This window comes from Providencia sp. UF-183 (assembly GCF_058246155.1).
Genome location: NZ_JBSICD010000004.1, coordinates 163,315 through 179,073, shown reverse-complemented (window position 1 = coordinate 179,073; position 15,759 = coordinate 163,315). Strand labels below are relative to the sequence as shown.

18 protein-coding genes and 1 tRNA gene are annotated in these 15,759 nt (G+C 37.5%); 9 read left to right on the top strand and 10 right to left on the bottom strand.

Annotation, left to right across the window (positions count from 1 at the left end):
- Positions 1-32: 32 nt before the first annotated feature.
- Entirely contained in the window at positions 33-377 is a 345-nt protein-coding gene (locus AC4IFT_RS05105; RefSeq protein WP_490731164.1) for a YmdA family protein, read from the bottom strand.
- A 331-nt stretch (positions 378-708) separates the two neighbouring features.
- Between AC4IFT_RS05105 and AC4IFT_RS05100 the strand changes: the two genes are divergently transcribed.
- Positions 709-1,308, top strand: coding sequence for a YrbL family protein (locus AC4IFT_RS05100; protein ID WP_490731166.1), 600 nt, complete (start codon positions 709-711; stop codon positions 1,306-1,308).
- A 752-nt stretch (positions 1,309-2,060) separates the two neighbouring features.
- A complete protein-coding gene (gene mepS / locus AC4IFT_RS05095; protein WP_206082285.1) occupies positions 2,061-2,645 on the top strand; it encodes a bifunctional murein DD-endopeptidase/murein LD-carboxypeptidase in 585 nt (194 codons plus the stop codon).
- A 209-nt stretch (positions 2,646-2,854) separates the two neighbouring features.
- On the opposite strand, the gene AC4IFT_RS05090 is transcribed toward mepS, so the two are convergent.
- The 3 genes from AC4IFT_RS05090 to rsuA all read right to left on the bottom strand — a co-directional run bounded on the left by AC4IFT_RS05090 (position 2,855) and on the right by rsuA (position 5,769).
- A complete protein-coding gene (locus AC4IFT_RS05090; protein WP_490731168.1) occupies positions 2,855-3,196 on the bottom strand; it encodes a YejG family protein in 342 nt (113 codons plus the stop codon).
- A 663-nt stretch (positions 3,197-3,859) separates the two neighbouring features.
- Positions 3,860-5,044, bottom strand: a complete 1,185-nt coding sequence (locus tag AC4IFT_RS05085; protein WP_490731170.1) for a Bcr/CflA family multidrug efflux MFS transporter — start codon at positions 5,042-5,044, stop codon at positions 3,860-3,862.
- A 17-nt stretch (positions 5,045-5,061) separates the two neighbouring features.
- Entirely contained in the window at positions 5,062-5,769 is a 708-nt protein-coding gene (gene rsuA, locus AC4IFT_RS05080) for a 16S rRNA pseudouridine(516) synthase RsuA (protein WP_490731172.1), read from the bottom strand.
- A 222-nt stretch (positions 5,770-5,991) separates the two neighbouring features.
- Between rsuA and radD the strand changes: the two genes are divergently transcribed.
- Both radD and rplY read left to right on the top strand, forming a co-directional pair.
- Positions 5,992-7,749 (top strand): DNA repair helicase RadD, encoded by a 1,758-nt coding sequence (radD, locus tag AC4IFT_RS05075; RefSeq protein ID WP_490750755.1) that lies wholly within the window; start codon positions 5,992-5,994, stop codon positions 7,747-7,749.
- 166 nt (positions 7,750-7,915) lie between these two features.
- The gene (rplY, locus tag AC4IFT_RS05070; RefSeq protein ID WP_219247303.1) at positions 7,916-8,197 is read left to right on the top strand and encodes a 50S ribosomal protein L25; all 282 of its coding nucleotides are present in this window, start codon (positions 7,916-7,918) and stop codon (positions 8,195-8,197) included.
- Between the two features lie 141 nt (positions 8,198-8,338).
- On the opposite strand, the gene yejK is transcribed toward rplY, so the two are convergent.
- Entirely contained in the window at positions 8,339-9,340 is a 1,002-nt protein-coding gene (gene yejK / locus AC4IFT_RS05065; protein WP_490731177.1) for a nucleoid-associated protein YejK, read from the bottom strand.
- Positions 9,341-9,581: 241 nt separating this feature from the next.
- Here yejK and AC4IFT_RS05060 point away from each other — a divergent pair, with 241 nt between their 5' ends.
- From AC4IFT_RS05060 to AC4IFT_RS05050, 3 genes are all read left to right on the top strand, one after another.
- Positions 9,582-9,809, top strand: coding sequence for a YejL family protein (locus AC4IFT_RS05060; protein WP_219247299.1), 228 nt, complete (start codon positions 9,582-9,584; stop codon positions 9,807-9,809).
- A 21-nt stretch (positions 9,810-9,830) separates the two neighbouring features.
- Positions 9,831-11,546 (top strand): LPS biosynthesis-modulating metalloenzyme YejM, encoded by a 1,716-nt coding sequence (gene yejM / locus AC4IFT_RS05055; protein ID WP_490750754.1) that lies wholly within the window; start codon positions 9,831-9,833, stop codon positions 11,544-11,546.
- Between the two features lie 73 nt (positions 11,547-11,619).
- Positions 11,620-11,696 (top strand) — tRNA-Pro (locus AC4IFT_RS05050).
- Positions 11,697-11,818: 122 nt separating this feature from the next.
- Here AC4IFT_RS05050 and AC4IFT_RS05045 read toward each other — a convergent pair.
- The gene (locus tag AC4IFT_RS05045; RefSeq protein WP_490750753.1) at positions 11,819-12,001 is read right to left on the bottom strand and encodes a hypothetical protein; all 183 of its coding nucleotides are present in this window, start codon (positions 11,999-12,001) and stop codon (positions 11,819-11,821) included.
- Positions 12,002-12,291: 290 nt separating this feature from the next.
- Positions 12,292-12,909 (bottom strand): pentapeptide repeat-containing protein, encoded by a 618-nt coding sequence (locus AC4IFT_RS05040; protein WP_490750809.1) that lies wholly within the window; start codon positions 12,907-12,909, stop codon positions 12,292-12,294.
- 167 nt (positions 12,910-13,076) lie between these two features.
- On the opposite strand from AC4IFT_RS05040, the gene AC4IFT_RS05035 reads away from it, so the two are divergent.
- Positions 13,077-13,490 carry a GNAT family N-acetyltransferase gene (locus AC4IFT_RS05035; RefSeq protein WP_490750752.1) on the top strand — a complete coding sequence of 138 codons (414 nt, stop codon included), beginning with the start codon at positions 13,077-13,079 and terminating at the stop codon, positions 13,488-13,490.
- A gap of 19 nt (positions 13,491-13,509) precedes the next feature.
- On the opposite strand, the gene AC4IFT_RS05030 is transcribed toward AC4IFT_RS05035, so the two are convergent.
- A complete protein-coding gene (locus AC4IFT_RS05030) occupies positions 13,510-14,043 on the bottom strand; it encodes a GNAT family N-acetyltransferase (RefSeq protein WP_490731267.1) in 534 nt (177 codons plus the stop codon).
- Between the two features lie 259 nt (positions 14,044-14,302).
- Here AC4IFT_RS05030 and AC4IFT_RS05025 point away from each other — a divergent pair, with 259 nt between their 5' ends.
- Positions 14,303-14,563, top strand: coding sequence for a DinI-like family protein (locus tag AC4IFT_RS05025; RefSeq protein ID WP_490731269.1), 261 nt, complete (start codon positions 14,303-14,305; stop codon positions 14,561-14,563).
- Positions 14,564-14,620: 57 nt separating this feature from the next.
- On the opposite strand, the gene AC4IFT_RS05020 is transcribed toward AC4IFT_RS05025, so the two are convergent.
- Both AC4IFT_RS05020 and AC4IFT_RS05015 read right to left on the bottom strand, forming a co-directional pair.
- Positions 14,621-15,412, bottom strand: coding sequence for a MipA/OmpV family protein (locus AC4IFT_RS05020; RefSeq protein WP_490750751.1), 792 nt, complete (start codon positions 15,410-15,412; stop codon positions 14,621-14,623).
- A gap of 22 nt (positions 15,413-15,434) precedes the next feature.
- Positions 15,435-15,680, bottom strand: coding sequence for a hypothetical protein (locus tag AC4IFT_RS05015; RefSeq protein WP_490750750.1), 246 nt, complete (start codon positions 15,678-15,680; stop codon positions 15,435-15,437).
- Between the last annotated feature and the right edge of the window lie 79 nt (positions 15,681-15,759).

Genomic DNA, 15,759 nt, shown 5'->3' with positions numbered 1-15,759 from the left:
GACTACTTCCTTATTCCATGTATTTATTGGAATCAATCATACTTAACGGTGTAAATACCCATCGTTTTTTCTTTATTAATCCAGTTAAATTGTTGTGTACCCTTCAAATTAGGCAATACCTGTTCGGTTGTTTTCAACTTGGAAATATCAACTGACTTTGTTTTTTCCTTTCCTGTGTCACTCCAACACTTTGTTTCAATAAAGTTGTCATTCGTTCCAATAACACATGGAGCAGCCACTATTGCCCCAGTAAAGCGGATAACAGCAGAGTTAGAGCGCTTTTGGTCGCTGTTTTGAGAAGCCAATACAGAAAAGCTAGTTGTTAATACCATTGAGGCCAAAAAAGATGCTGTGATTTTTTTTACTAAGCTATTCATGGAAAAATTTCCTCTTAAAATTAAGTTATCGTCATTTTTAGTAATTTATTTACTCTTAAAATGAATAATTCAGTTCAACTGAATGAGGACGACATCTTATTCTTAATAAATAGCGAGAGATTTCACTTATGGCCGCAGTTTTTTATTTTTCATATTGAATTATATCCAATATAAAATTATTAGACTGGATCACACTTTTTATTACCACACGTATTGCTACACACAGAAAATTCAATCTATTAAAATGAGTCGAAAATGTAATAATAAACGTCGAAATTAACGTTTTCTTTATTTATCTGTATTCAATGTGATAAAAATAGTGTTGTTCAATATGAAAAAAAAACTCAACTACAAAATTAATTTATTACCTACCAATTTGATTGCGTCTGGACGGCAAAGGGCCTGCTATCAGCACCCTGACGATGATGAGCTTTGCATCAAAATTCATCTAAAAGGCCGTGATGACAAAGAAACACTAAGAGAAGTACGCTACTATAAACGCCTTTACCGAAAGGGAGAGCAAGCAACAACCATTTCTCACTACTTTGGCACTCAAGAAACCAATCTTGGGCTAGGTTACGTGTTTCAATTAATTAAGGATAAAACAGGGAATGTATCGCATACTTTAGATTATTATCTTAAAAATAAAAATGCATATCTAAAACACCAACAAAACATGAAAATTGCTTATAGGGAATTCAAAAAAACAATTTATAAAGAAGCCATTGCAACCATGGCGTTAAAAACCTACAACATTGTCTATCAATTAGGTTATAAACCCCACGGAAAGTTTTTAATTATCGACAATCTAGGCTCATCTAATTTAATCCCCCTCGATTATTTTTCATCCACTATTGCACGCTCGACTTTAAACCGTCGTTTCTCTGATTTTGAAAAACGACTATACAAAGATTTTCATGTCAAATTATAAATATCAATTTTCTATAATTTTCGAACTGTCATTTTTATTTAATACTTATTCGATAATTTGAATAGTTTTTATAATTCAGGAGTAATTATATATTATTCCTTTTTCTTATATTTCTATCCTGCATCACAACAATTACTGATAAATATACAGTAGTAATTGAATCTACAATTTATTATTGGTCAACAAATCACCAGCGGACAATAAATCATCATTTTCTAATCAGCTAATTCCTCAATATTTCAAATTCTTCAGACAAAAACTTAAACTTCTTTACATTCGGACGTTAAAGAGCGCTTATTAAGTAAATAAACTGAAACGCACTAATAATAAATGTGAGAAAGATCATATTTTATTATTAATAATCGTCGTGCTTACACGCATAAGTACGCTATATATGACGATAATCACATAAACCAATGGAGAATATGCACTTTTATCTAATGTTTTGTAAATTATCCCCCTATTACCTCGCCATTTCGGCTTTGTTTATGTATGCTCTTTAAGGTTTGGTATTCGGGCTGTTACGGTACTAAATTCAAGCATAACTGAATTAGCAAATATTGAGCTTTAATCTATACTCAATAAGGTCGTTAGAACCTCTAAATCAGTTTAGATTTAGGTAATGTGATAAACACTTTCTGCGAAAAACACACTGTTATCATTAATGCGTTTTTCACAGGGAAAAGTTTAGTTTTGTTGTGTCTCTTTACACAATAATGCGATAAAGAAAATGGTAAGGGATATATATAAGAATGTTAACCTCTGAAAAACTTAAGCGCTATGCTTGGCGCATTGTTCCGGCAGTTGCTATTGCCGTTACACTCACAGCATGTACTAACCCGAAGTCGACAAAAAATACTCAATATACCGCTAAATCAGATGTTCGTATGTTAAATGGTGCTGCAGGCGACTCTTTAACAATGGCATCCCAAGACGAATTTGAAGAATTAGTACAAAGTGTTGACACTAAATCTAAAATCATGAATCAATACGCAAGCTGGAAAGGCGTTGCCTACCGATTAGGTGGAACAACGAAAAGCGGTATTGATTGTTCAAGCTTCGTTCAACGTACCTTTTTTGAACAATTCGGTGTTGAATTACCCCGTACTACTTCAGAACAAGAGTCTTCCGGTAAAAGCGTAAAACGCAATAATTTAAAAGTGGGTGACATTGTTTTATTTAAAACAGGTCGCACAATGAAACATGTTGGCATTTACATTGGTGATGAGAAGTTTGTTCATGCATCAACTAGCAGTGGTGTTATTGTCTCTGAAATGTCTAACAGTTACTGGAGTAAAAGATATTACGCAAGCCGCCGTATTATTAATGGCTCGTAATCATCAGTAAACCTCCCTCCCTTACCAATAAAAAAGCTTCCAAATTTGGAAGCTTTTTTATTGGTAATCTTGTTGTTAGGTAAAAAACTAGCACAGCATTATTACCAAGCCAATCTATTGAAATCTGGTATAGACAGCAACCCTCACTAACCACCATAAAATGAGTAAATATTGTATTCACTCATTAAAGATACCACTGTTTGCGCTAACTAAGCGCAATAAAAACCTGAGGATAATTCCGCGATTGCCACACCCGTAGCCTTCAAACGACACATAGCCGCTAATTCATCATTTGCATGAATAAATAGGCAAACCTCTTTCTGCCATTCTAAAATGGAACTTGAAATTTGCATATCAGATAACGATTCAGACAACTGCTGCATCGCTATACAATCTGTTGCACAGTCATGACTAAGCAATTTTAGCCCCACAAGGTTATCGCTATCAGCATCATTCATAGGAACAACTTCAACGTCTGTCCCTATTTTCCCTGATAACCAGCGGTAGCTTTGCGGTAGCCTGTGCACCACCGAAAGACCTAATTTTTCCACAAAAATATCCTATAAAAACAATTGGTATTTTGCCTAATACAGGGAAGAGCCCCGCATACTTACCTAACACTAAGTCAACTACTCTATCGCTAGTGCCTTTTTTTGAAAGTTAAGTTCTTGCTTTCAAAAATTACTCGTTCAAACCGAAGATTTAGCACATAAAAAAGTAACGATAATGTTAAAAATTAGAAGCTAAATATAACATTAAAATTATGGTGTGTCGTTAAATTTTTGTGACACAAATCACTGCATGTGCATTTTTCTGCTAAAAATATTAAAAATTAAATTATTTTTGACGATTTTTATCAACACCAACAATAATTCAATCAACTGTTTTTTACATTTGCCAAATTAAATTAGTAATATTCATTCAGATTTTTGATGTGGCGTGACTTTTCAGTTAACTTAATCACCCTTATTTCGAGTGACAGATAAAACATAAATTTAACAAAAAGCGCAATAATGATAATTGATTTAGATCATTTTTCATCTTGTATTTTAATACCATAGATAAACTAATCGTAATTACCGAACAATAGAGCCGAGAAAACTCAACTTAATGTGAATGATAAAAGATAACTTAAGGAAAAATAAGAATAATCAGGGAAGTGAAACCTAAGAACGGAGTTATCAGTTTCATCCATGAAGCTGATAACTTAAAGATTATTTTGCCTTTTTGGCTAATAAAACAAAGAGCATTGATAAAGCAACGCAAGCTACCATCGAACCAACCATCGGCCACGCATTCTTAGCGGGGATCAATGATAATAATGTTCCGACTAGTGCACCAATTGAAAAACGAATGGTTCCCGCTAAAGATGAAACCGTTCCTGCAATATGAGGGTAATTATCGAGGATCACTGCCATTGCATTAGATGTAATCATCGCGATGCCACTGACATAAATAGCGACACCAATGACTAACGTCCAAAAATCAAGGTTAAACGCTGTTGTCGCTAATAGCCAGATACCCATAATAAATTGGATGATAATGCCAAAATAGAGCATTTTTTCCGCGCCAAAATGCCTAACATAGCGGCTATTAATGGTTGTCATAATGAATAAGAAGACAATGTTAATGCCAAAATAGTAGCCAAAATGTTGTGGGGAAACACCATTTAAGTCGATATAAACGAATGCTCCGGCATTTAAGAATGAAAACATGCCTGCAAATGAAAATGAGCTGGCAAGGATATAGAACAACACTTGTTTTGCTCTAAATAAGGTCGCAAATTGACGTAGCGTCGTTCCCACATGAAACTTTTGCCTTTTTGCCACAGGGAGTGTTTCACGCACAAAAAAGCTCACTAAGATCACGGCAATCACAGCCGCAATTGCAATGCTCCAGAAAATCGCATGCCATGAGAACCAACGCATCAATTCGCCGCCTAAAATCGGGGCTAATAATGGCGCAATAGTCATCACCAAGACGACAAATGACATACTTCTAGAGAATTCATCACGTGTGAACATATCGCGCATTAATGCATTGATCACCACACTGGCTGCCGCTGCCGCAAAGCCATGCAAAAAACGTAGCCAAATAAGAGAATCAATTGATTCAGTGACTGCACAAGCGGCTGATGCTAAAGCAAATACAACCACTCCCCCTAAAATTACTGGTTTACGACCGATACTGTCAGCCATAGGCCCGTAAAAAAGTTGCCCAATCGCAAAACCAAAAATGTAGCTGTTGAGCGTCATCTGAATACGCCCTTCATCTACATTAAAATAATGCATCATCGTCGGAAAGCTAGGTAGGTACATGTCGATGGCTAATGGCATTAGCATAGACAACAAGCCTAATATTAAAATCAGCCCCAAATAGGATGAACGCTGCTGTTGCACTCTATAAACTCCTGCTTTTATTTACGTGGTACAGTTATGCTATTAATTTCTTCATCTGTCAGTGGGCGATACTCGCCCTGCTCTAAGGTTTCATCCAAGTGAATATCCCCGACTCGCTCACGGTGTAATCCACAAACATGATTTCCTACCGCAGCAAACATCCGTTTAACTTGATGATAACGGCCTTCACTAATAGTTAAGCGAACATCACGAGGCGTTATAATTTCCAGTTGAGCGGGTTTTGTTGGGTACTTTTCGCCGTTTAACATGACACCTTGCTCAAATTGCTTCGCAACATCGGAGCCGATATCTTCACTTAATTGAACACGATAGGTTTTTTCACAATGGTGTTTTGGCGATGTAATGCGATGCGACCACTGCCCATCATCAGTAAGTAGAACTAATCCTGTTGTATCAATATCTAAGCGCCCCGCAGAATGTAATTTTTGCGCCAGGGGTTCATCAATAAAATAGAGAATAGTTGGGTGAGTTGGGTCATCAGTAGAACAGATGTAGCCTTGTGGCTTATGTAACATAAAATAGCGAGGCCCGGTAACTTGCACTAGCGCATTGCCATCATAAGCAACTTCATGGTCAAGCGTGACTTGAAATGACCCCGATTTAACAACGTCACCGTCAATCGTCACAAGACCTGCACGCAGCTCACGTGCTACCAAACTCCGGCTTATCCCTAATTGCTGGGACAAAAATTTATCCAGTCGCATAGATTCTCTTAACTTGATGGAATGCCAGCGAAGCGTACAATAGCGCTCAACTGTCAGAATAATAAATGAAAGGTTGCTGTGATTGCTATCACATAATTCATTATAACAATAACCCTAGTTAAGGGATAGTTTCCATGAAACAACCTGTATCTTTAGACAGAGTCATTGTTTTAAATTAAATTTAACCTCATTCACCTGTTTTTTTAACTAATATTGAGCAATATGTCTTTTTCCTTACGTCCATACCAACAAGAAGCCGTCGATGCGACGATCCATTACTTTCGCAAACACACGCAGCCCGCCGTTATTGTGCTACCTACAGGTGCAGGAAAAAGTTTGGTGATTGCTGAATTAGCTCGTCTTGCTCGTGGGCGAGTATTGGTCTTGGCTCATGTAAAAGAATTAGTCGAGCAAAATCATAGTAAATACCTCGCTTATGGCCTTGAAGCGGATATTTTTGCTGCTGGACTAAACCGAAAAGAGTCACACAGTAAAGTGGTTTTTGGCAGTGTACAGTCGGTTGCACGTAATCTTGCTGCTTTTGATGGGCAGTTTTCGTTAGTGATTATCGATGAATGTCACCGTATCAGTTTGAATGATAAAAGCCAATACCAGCAAATTATTCAACATTTACAAAAAAGTAATGCAGCGTTGCGGATCTTAGGCTTAACCGCGACCCCTTACCGTTTAGGCAGCGGATGGATTTATCAATATCATTACCATGGTATCGTTCGTGGTGATGAAAACTGTTTTTTTCGTGATTGCATTTATGAATTACCGCTGCATTATATGATCAAAAATAAGTTTCTTGTCCCCCCTGAACGCCTAGATATGCCTGTTCTACAGTACGATTTTAGCCAAGTTTCGTTAACCTCTGCGGGAATTTTTAGTGAGCAAGAACTTAATCTTTCACTAAAAAAGCAGCAACGTATTACCCCTAAAATCGTTGCCCAGATTGTAGAATATGCAATGCCATTGCAAGGCTGTATGATTTTTGCAGCTACTGTCGAGCACGCAAAAGAGGTTTTAGGCTATTTACCTGAACAATCTGCGGCCTTAGTCACAGCCGAAACTCCTGCCGCAGATAGGCAATCTATTATTAATCAATTTAAAAAGCGAGAATTACATTACCTCGTCAATGTATCTGTTCTAACAACTGGTTTTGATGCGCCCCATGTTGACGTGATTGCAATTTTACGCCCAACGGAATCAGTCAGCTTATATCAGCAAATTGTGGGCCGTGGCTTACGACTTTGCGAAGGGAAAACCCAATGCCTAATTTTAGATTATGCAGGTAACCCTCATGATTTATATCGCCCCGAAGTCGGTAGCAGCAAACCAAACTCATCCAGTGTCCCTGTGCAAGTTTTTTGCCCTCTTTGCCAATTTGCCAATGTGTTTTGGGGTAAATGTACCTCTGATGGGCAAATTATTGAACACTATGGCCGCCGATGCCAAGGCTGGGAAGAAGATGAGAGTGGCCAAAAACAACAATGCGAATTTCGTTTTCGCTTTAAGCAATGTCCCCACTGTGGTGCAGAAAATGATATCGCTGCTCGTCGTTGTCAAAAATGCCAAGAAGTGCTTACTGATCCTGATGATATGCTTAAAGCCGCATTAAAATTAAAAGATGCGCTGATCATTCGATGCGGTGGTATGCAATTTATCAGTGGCAGTGATGCAAAAGGAGAGTGGATTAAAATTAACTATTTCGATGAAGATGGAACTTGTGTTTCAGAGCGTTATCGCTTAACAACCCCCGCCCAACGCCGTGTGTTTGAATACCGTTTTTTACGTGAACACCAACGCGCGCCAGGTGTTCCATTTAAATGGAATGATGCAAACGATATTATTTTGCAACAATCATTATTACGTTACCCTCAATTTATTGTTGCTCGAAAAAAAGACCGTTTCTGGGAAATAAGAGAAAAAATTTTTGATTATCAAGGGCGATTTCGCATCTCAGACGCCCTTTCCTAACGCAATAAATGATCTTAATGATTGCTGGATGGTGGTTTTTTCGATAAAATGCCGCCGCCTTCAAATATCTCTTTCTTGTAATGAGTTATTCCTAGGCCAAATCTCGAACCTGCTGCTGGGTCGCCTGTAGCAGGAATTTATATTTTCTTTTTATAGAGAAATAGTAATGTTAACTATCAATGCAATTGAACGTAAAGAGCAGGGTAAGGGTGCGAGCCGCCGCCTGCGCAGAGATAACCAGCTTCCAGCTATCGTTTACGGTGGCAACCAAGAGCCTATCTCTATCACTCTGAACCACGATGAAGTGATTAACCAAGAAAGCAAAGCAGAATTTTACGAAGTTCTGTCTCTGGTTATCGATGGTAAAGAAACAAAAGTAAAAGTTCAGGCTGTTCAACGTCACCCATTTAAGCCAAAAGTGACGCACATTGACTTCCTGCGCGCTTAATTAAAGCCCACAGCCGAGCTTTAGAAATTTTCGGGACGCCGAGTAAATAACGCCGCAATTGCGGCGTTATTTATTTCTAAGATATTATTTTGTGCACCAATCTCAAACCATCAATGCACGAAGCCAATTACTCTAAGAATTTTATTTGCTACCACGACGTTGCAACTGGTCACGTAAGTTTGGTGGTGTACCACGAATCGTTAATGTATCTGTCACAGGATCCCAAAAAATACGTTCCCCCATCAACATGGCATCAAAACTAATGGTAATTCCCCCGCCACTACCCGAAAATTTAGTCAATTGTTTAAGTGTCCCTCTATCTGCTGGGAAACTCTCTTCCAACTGGTAGTCATTTTGGCGAGCAAAATCATCAAAACTTTGTTCTTCTACCATCGGCAGCTCTTTCGCCAACGCTTGTAATTCAATTTCTTCGCCAGATTGCAATTGCTCTGTGCAGTAGCTATGCACTTGTTGGCGATACGCTTGGCGGGTATTTTTATCCATCTGCGCATTATCGCAAAAGTCGTCCAACGCTTGGACTAAACCTTTGTTCTGCACTTTTGCATTCAAGCCTTCAGATGCAGCCAAGAAATCCATAAAGAAATCAGAAACTTTTCGCCCTACTCGACCTTTTAGGAATGTTAAGTAGCGTTTCGACTCTGGATTGGTTTCCCACTCGGTTAAATCAATTCGGGCAACGATATCTGCGTGTGGGATATCCAAATAGTGTGTTGTCCCCAAATCTAATGTATCCGTGACAAACATGCTGTCGCAGCTATTGAGAACGGAAATCAATAAATATTCGACGGCAAGGTAACGATATTGGCAGAAAAGAACAATCCCACCTTCCGCAAACGGGTATTTCGCTAGCTCATCCTTTAAACGAACCGTCATCGCACGGCTAAAACCTAAAAATTCTTCTTCACCCTTGCGCAAGAGTTTTAATGCATCAGCTAATTCACTTTCTTCATTGAATTCACCAAAGGCTTTACTTTTTGCGCTATAAACACGGTGCAATTCTGCCATCATGTCCTGTACGACATCATCCGCCGTCAATAAAGAATCCCGTAACATCACCTCTAAGGTTTGTTCATCTCGCTTAATCAACTGATGTAAAGCTATCTGGGTAATTTCCAGACTCATTGTTGGCTCCTTCTTCTAGCAGAAATATTATCGCGCGTATTCAAACATTGATATCTATGCGCTGCAATAGAAACTATCATTTGCCTCATTTTTCATCACCAAATGCTGAACTAATACACACTTTTTGAATCTGAATAAGCATTATTATCACTTAAACAAAAATTTGTTGCGAAGAAAGAAGAAAATCATGCGGCTATACGCTATGATATGGAGCTTTCATTAATTTAGGATGTCTCAATTTATGCCACAATCATCTCGCTATAGTGATGACAAAGTTGAAGGTTTACTCTCTGACCTCGTAAGTGTGTTAGAAAAAAACCATACCCCTGTTGACCTTTCCCTGATGGTGTTAGGTAATATGGTAACAAACCTGCTCAATACGTCAGTTGCTCCTGCACAACGTAAAATGATTGCAGAATCGTTTGCCAATGCATTACTTTCTTCTGTAAAAGAAGATAAATCACACTAACTGATTAATGAAATAAACAGTATGGTCACCCATCAGCGCTACCGTGACAAAGTCTCTAACATGATTGGTTGGGGGCACTGGTTTGCACTATTCAATATACTGCTTAGCCTCGTGCTGAGTAGTAGTTACCTGTTTATTTTTGATTGGCCAGACACGTTAACTGGCCGCATCTATGCTTTCGTCAGTTGGTTAGGTCATTTTAGTTTTGTGGTCTTTGCCGCATACCTACTCATTATTTTTCCACTGACCTTTATTGTGATGTCTCAGCGGCTGCTGAGGCTAATCTGCGTTGCACTTGCTACGGCAGGTATTACGCTTCTTATCTTTGATATTCGTGTCTTTAGCCAGTTTGGCCTTCATTTGACACCACAAGTCTGGGATTTAGTTATCAACCCCGCTAAAGGGGAAATGGCCCGTGAATGGCAGCTGATGTTTATCAGTATTCCCATTATTTTCTTAGTTGAAATGCTATTTGCAACATGGAGCTGGCAAAAGTTACGCAGCTTAAATCGCCAAACCTTTGGTAAGCCTCTAGCGGGTATTTTCATTGTAACTTTTATTATGACGCACTTAATGTATGCGTGGGCCGATGCGAATTTTTACCGTCCTATCACCATGCAGCGTTATAACTATCCGCTCTCCCAACCAATGACTGCACGTAAGTTATTGGATAGATATGGTTTGCTTGACCTGACTGAACACCAAAACCGTGTATTCCAGCAAGGTAGCCCTACAGCTCTAAAACTTAACTACCCACTCAAACCGTTGAGCTACTACAGTCAAGGTACAGGGTACAATTTGCTGTTACTTGTAGTTGATGATTTGGGTGATGAAGCCCAACAAACGTCAATGAGTGCTCTTAACAACTTCAAAAAAATGAGTACGCAGTTTACCAATCACTATACTACGGGTTTACGTGACGACACTGCTTTATTTGGGCTTTTCTATGGAATTTCATCAACTTACCTTGATAATATTCTCAATGGACGCCACCCATCAGTCTTGATAGAAGCATTACAGCATCAAGGTTACCAATTTGGTTTATTCTCAACAGATGGCTTTAACTCACCATTATTCCGCCAAGCTATTTTATCGGATTACTCATTACCTGCTAAAACAGCGGATAATGATGGCTTAACGATTACTCAATGGACCAGCTGGCTAGATAACCTCAAACATGATTCTCCTTGGTTCTCTTTTTTAAATATAAAAGGAACGCCAGGTAGTGCTAAAACTAATGAGCAAATTGATCGCGTCATTGAAGCATTAAAACGCGATAACCGATTAGAGAACACTATCGTAATTATCACTGCGAATTATAACAACCAAGGTAAACAAGAGGATAACTGGCTTGATGGCAAGCAGTTTAATCGAGATAAAATGCAAGTTCCGCTATTTATTTACTGGCCAAATACTCCTGCACAACAAATAAATAAGCTAACTAGCCATCAAGATATCATGACCACCTTAATGCAACGGTTATTACATGTTAATAATCAAACAGATGATTATAGCCAAGGTGAGGATCTGTTTAGCAACCAACGTACATATCCTTGGGTGATTACTGGGGATAATGATGATGTGGTCATTACCACTGATACGCAAACTCTGTATATGGATCACAATGGCCAGTTTAATATTTATGATAAACAAGGTGTTATGGTAAAAGATGATAAACCTAATTTGGCGGAGCTTCTGAAAATATTCACTGAGTTAAAACGCTTTAATGAAAATTAGTGCTTAATTATCAACCAGTCTCGATAGCAGCCTCTTGATTTTAAGATCAGATTGAGTAGTATAAATCGCAGTTCGGCATGTAGCGCAGCTTGGTAGCGCACCGTCATGGGGTGTCGGGGGTCGTAGGTTCAAATCCTATCATGCCGACCAACTTTTTATAGAAAAACCAACCTGTTAGAGTTGGTTTTTTTATGCCTAGATTTTGCTTGGTGTAAAACTGGTGTAACTCTGGTGTAAAACCTCGTCATGATTAAACAGACTTTTATCCCCGATTACAGCAATGCGTCATTATTACCAAGACCATATTGCTTACGTTCTGCAGCTTCCTGCTCTGCCCTTTCCGCCTCTTCAGCAATACGTTTAGCTTCTTCTTGCGCTAATCGCTCTGCTTCTATCTTAGCGAGTCTCGCAGATAGATATAACACACCGATGTGAAAAAATAGTTCAAAAAACACGTCCTCTCTATTTCCAAATTAAAAAAACTCATTTATTCTTAAATTGAGCGAACACGCTTATGCGCAGTATCGTTAACGCCAAGCATTACGGGAGGTTTGTATGTTTCTCGTATATACCATCATTGTCATTGCTTTTTTTATCTCATTGGCGACTATTGAAACACCCGATAGTGACAAAATTAGTATTGAGATTGAAGATAAGCAAATAGGACTTATGTATGCTATGTAATATTAAATAACTGCCCTTTCAGGTTGCGCCTGCAAAGGGCATTTTTATTTATTCAAATAACCTAATCAACCAATTGAATATCTAAACCATACAGTAACTCTAATGCTTCGAAACGTGAAAATTTAGCCTGTTTTAGCGTATTTTGGCGAATATCAATCGTAAAGGAATGCGTTCCCGTAAAATCTACCAACGTTAAATTGGTTTGCATAAATAAGCTATTTGATAAATCGCAATCTGTTATTACTGATTTATTAAGTTCCGCATTTCTAAAATCAATATCATGTAAACGGCAATCATCAAATTGTGTTTCATGGAGTTTAAGTGCAAAAAAATTACTGCCACTCAAAATACAACTTTTGAAACTCAGTTGAGAATAAAAATCAAAACGTGGCCAATATCCTTTTGTCCAGTCTATCCCCACAAGCTTGCTGCCATTAAATTCACAAATAGAAAAGCGTGAATTAGGAATACTAATTAAACTGAGATTACATTTTAAAAAAGTACATTCTACAAACCGGCAATCGGCAAAACGACTTCCCGTAAAGTTACAATTGATAAATTCACACCGCTCAAACAGGGAATGTTCAAATTTTTCATCTTCAAATTCTAAATCACAAAATTTTTGATCTAAATATTCGCTTTGACTTTCTATTTCCATTATGACCTCGTAATTGCTTATACCTAGAAACCACCAATACTGTATATAATACCATGTAATTTTTATGGGAACTTGACACCTAGCACAAAAAGCGTGATAGCATGTTTTACTGATTTCCCGATAGTATTGATAAATAAAATAATTTTGCTCTATACTGCATAACTACAATAAATTGATGAGGGAATTAGATGAATTTTCGTTTAGCAACCATAAATGACATAAACACTGTCTACAAGATAGACACCGTAGCGACAGATATTCGATTAAACGAAATCAGAGATTGGGTCAAACAGGGCCATTGCTTCGTGTTGGAAGAAAAAGAAGAAATATTCGCGTACGGTGTCATAACTTCGCAATTTTTTGCACACGGGTTTATTGAACTATTGATGGTTAATGACCTATATCGCCGACAGGGTTTAGGATTACTATTAATAAAACAATTGATCAAAAGAAGTCCAACAACAAAAGTTTTCACCTCAACAAATCAATCAAATACAGCCACCCAACAGCTTTTCATGAAAGCTGGCTTTATTCCGAGTGGCAGTATTGAAAACTTGGATGATAACGACCCAGAACTTATCTATTGCTACATCCCAAGCTAAAGCTGTCTTATCAACAGATTTACAATAACGTTTTTTCCATCACAACTGTTTGTAGCATCTGGTTAAAATGTTGATAAGTTTCTTTATCTATAGCTTGTGGATAGCTTAATACTTCTAGCTCATGAGGCTTATTTTCAGGGTAATAGCTTGGGTGCGCATGTGCATATTCATTTTGTTGAAAGCCACAGTGCTGATAAAACGAAAGACGTTTTCTACTGACTTCATCAATAACAGGGTCAATTTCAAGAATGACTTGCCCAACATCGAGGCAAAACTGTTTTAATACTTTCTGTCCATAGCCTTGCCCTCTTAGCAAGTCTGAAATAGCGAGGTGTTCAATATAGAAATAATCTTTAATTTTCCAGCAGCCTATAAAACCCACAAATTCACTATTATCTGTAAAGTAATAAAGATGATAATCATTAAGCCCTAAAATTGACTCTCGACCTTGGTAGCTTCTTTGCTCATAAAGTGGAAAGGATTTATCGTATAACTGATTAACAGCCTCTTTCTCGTTTATATCATTGCTAGATAATCTGATTGAATGTAACATTTATTCCTATACTCATCATTACGGGGACACAATACACTTTTAGAATACGTATTTTTTTAATGCTGACAATCAATTTATCCTCAACAACCTTATTTTTAGTTATTTTTAACTATCTGTTTTAATTGTTTATTATTTTCCTTCCGAAATTCATTGCCATTTAACTCATCTAATTTGAAAAATATTTTATAATCTTATTGACTTTTTCTCCTTATACATCTAAAAATACTGTATATTAATACAGTCTTTAGCCGAGGCTATTATGTTACGGATTGAAGTTTTATTTGATAAAAACGCACTACAAAAACCAAGCACAAACGTTTTACTCGCCCTTGAATCTGAGATTTTACGCAAACTGCAGAATCAGTACCCTGACATGGTAACTCGCGTCGGTTTTAGTTCGCAGCAGCGTGTCAATATTTCTGGAACTAAAATGTCAGAAGATAAGGTACGCATCGAAGAAATATTAGAAGAAATTTGGCTGGATGATGGGTGGATCCCCGAAGAAAATACAGCTGAATAACAATTTTAACTAAAGGAATGTTAAAGGTAATCTAAACATTCCTTTATTTTATCATACTTAAAATGCGTAGCGAAAACCAGTGAACCCAATCAAACCTAATTTTTGCTCAGTTAATGTACTCTTACCTGCATCACCAATTAAATAATACGCAGCAATACCTGAATATAAGGTGAAGCTTTCATCCATATTATAATTTAATGTGGCTGAGCCATGTACATCTTTAAATCCACTACCAGCATCGTATTCTGCAAATTTAGATTTGCTAGCTTGTTGTTTTGAGACACCAAAGTAGGCTTGATTGTACGCTTTATTTCCCCATACTGTTGCTAAGTTATATTCCATTTCCCATGAGTTATTAATTTCATAGTTTGTATTGACACCTAATTCTACAGTAGCAGTACGGCCTATATGGCGCCCACCATAACGCCTATCTTTTGTTGCAATATCACCCATGATGTAGAATTCATAGTTGTTTAGTGTGTAATAAAGGTCAGCACCGACTAGCAGGGAACCATCTAAATCCCCCATTCCTTTAAGATCTTTATTTTTATTACCAAGAAAACCAATCTTTTCATCACGGCCATAATCGTAGCCCAACGAACTAACAAAAGTGAGATTCTCTGTTAAGCCTATTCCCCATGCAACTCCTTCGATACCTAAACTAAATACGCCATAATTATCCGAAAGGTAAGCATACGTTGCCTCTAAATTTGGTCCAAACTGGTATTTTTTTGAACCTTCATAAACGGGTGCAATATTGACTCCTGCCCCTGAAATAAATGTACTTTCCCCCGCAACAACATAACTACACGGCAAGATACCAACCATTAATGCTGCAATTTTTTTCATTTTCAAATGACACTCATCGTGATTAATAAATTTTTTGCCTTAAAAATGCTTTAATTTCTTTTAATGGGCTTAATTTGTTTTTTCTTTCATCAGAAATGCGTGCCTGAGAAATGCATTTATTAACATCCGTGCACGTAGCGACTTCATTAATTGTTATGTTTGAAAAATGAATGCCTGATGTTTTATTAAAATCTTTTCCCATAATTATCAAAGCAATGAGAATAACTACGATAAATATTGGTACTTCATAGAAAGCTTGCTTCATCATCAATGCTCTTATTCTTAGGAGGATGGAAGAATAATAATCTGTCTATATTTTTGTACCTTAAAACTGGGTTAAACCAAGC